2 protein-coding genes are annotated in these 1,405 nt (G+C 35.9%); both read right to left on the reverse strand.

Annotation, left to right across the window (positions count from 1 at the left end; genetic code table 11):
• A partial coding sequence (locus tag WGMM_RS01200; protein ID WP_038248821.1) for an NAD(P)/FAD-dependent oxidoreductase occupies positions 1-658 on the reverse strand: 658 nt, incomplete at its 3' end.
• Positions 645-1,244, reverse strand: a complete 600-nt coding sequence (locus WGMM_RS01205) for a peroxiredoxin (RefSeq protein WP_038248824.1) — start codon at positions 1,242-1,244, stop codon at positions 645-647. The genes WGMM_RS01200 and WGMM_RS01205, both read right to left, overlap by 14 nt.
• Between the last annotated feature and the right edge of the window lie 161 nt (positions 1,245-1,405).

Below are 1,405 nucleotides of genomic sequence, written 5' to 3' on the forward strand. Positions count from 1 at the left end.
TTTTCGGATTTTCTTCTCCAAGAATCTGCTCTACGGTATGGTTCCACATTACTTTTATTTTATCATTTTTAAAGAGTCTATCTTGCATTACTTTTTCCGCTCTTAATTTATTACGCCTGTGTATTAATATCACTTCTTTGGCAAATCGAGTTAAAAATATTGCTTCTTCAACAGCGGTATTTCCACCACCAATCACGGCTACAACTTTATTCCTAAAAAATGCACCATCACAAGTTGCACAAGCCGAAACTCCGTAACCTTGAAATTCCTTTTCACTCTCCAAACCAAGCCATTTTGCTTGCGCACCGGATGCAATTATAATTGCATCCGAGTAGTAGTCATTGATATTACCAGAAGATCTAAATCTATACTCATTAAAGTCCTCAAGTTGTTCAACGCTTTTTATCTCATCATCTATTATTTTTGCTCCAACCTTCTCTGCATGCAACCTCATCTGCTCCATTAGTTCTGGACCCTGTATTGAAACAAAACCAGGATAATTTTCAACATCTGTAGTAATTGTAAGCTGACCACCAGGCTGCATTCCCGTTACTACAACTGGCTCTAAGTTTGCACGTGCTGCATATATAGCAGCAGCATAACCCGCTGCCCCGGATCCAATAATAAGAACTTTTGTACTAAATCTATAATTCTTCACTGTATGAGTTTAGATAATCAGCTACTCCTTCATCGCTTGCCTGCATTGCTGGCTTACCTTTCTTCCACCCTGCTGGACATACTTCACCATGCTCCTCATTATGTTTAATTGCATCAACGATTCTAACGAATTCATCGATATTACGCCCTAAAGGCAAATCATTTATCGATTGATGACGTACAATAAATTTATCATCAATAACGAAAGTTGCTCTCAGCGCAATTGAGTCATCATATAAGACCCCATAGTCTCTTGATATAGACTTTTTGATATCAGACACTAAAGTGTAGCTAATCTCTCCAATACCACCATCATTAACTGGAGTGTTTCGCCATTTATAGTGTGAAAATTTTGAATCTACACTTATTCCTATCACTTCAACACCACGTTTTGAAAAATCCTCTATTTTATTACTAAATGATATCAACTCAGTTGGACAGACAAAGGTAAAATCAAGTGGATAGAAAAAAAGGACAGCATACTTATTTTTTATGCGCTTACTCAGACAGAAATCATCAACAATTTCTCCGCCAGAGAGAACAGCTGAAGCAGTAAAATCGATAGTAGATTTTGTTACAAGATTCATAATTAACCTATTCTTTTAAAACAACTTCAATTCTACATCTTGATAAACTTATATGCAAGTTTTCTTTTGGTTTTAGTCCTATAAAAACTTCCTAAAATAGCTCTTCTTTTTTACCGATAAGATACAATCCAGGTTGGAATACTGAGTTGGTGAGTATAAAA

Source organism: Wolbachia endosymbiont of Glossina morsitans morsitans, from assembly GCF_000689175.1.
Classification (GTDB): domain Bacteria; phylum Pseudomonadota; class Alphaproteobacteria; order Rickettsiales; family Anaplasmataceae; genus Wolbachia; species Wolbachia pipientis.

Coding starts and splice junctions, on each gene's coding strand:
- WGMM_RS01205 (WP_038248824.1), bottom strand. CDS start 1,244: ATGAATCTTGTAACAAAATCTACTATCGATTTTACTGCTTCAGCTGTT.